General features: G+C 61.1%; 1 pseudogene. It reads right to left on the reverse strand.

The features are described from left to right. Positions 1–216, reverse strand: a pseudogene (locus tag A3714_RS03055) (bifunctional 3,4-dihydroxy-2-butanone-4-phosphate synthase/GTP cyclohydrolase II); the annotation flags it as partial.

Raw genomic sequence — 216 nt, forward strand, 5'->3', positions numbered from 1 at the left:
GTAGGCACGGGATTCACCCTTGGGCTTGGCGGCGGTGCCGCCAAAGAAACTCTCCAGGCGCTCCACGGTGTCCTGGGATTCATAATCCTGGCCGAGAATAATCACCACACCGGCATCGGCCTCGGAAACGGCTTCCAGCACCCGATGCATGTTCCAGCCGGTGCGACCATTCATCTTGGCGCTCATCAGATCCCGCAACGGGTCCACCTGGTGCAC

Origin of the sequence: Alcanivorax sp. HI0007, assembly GCF_001635525.1 — a bacterium.
Lineage (GTDB): Bacteria > Pseudomonadota > Gammaproteobacteria > Pseudomonadales > Alcanivoracaceae > Alcanivorax.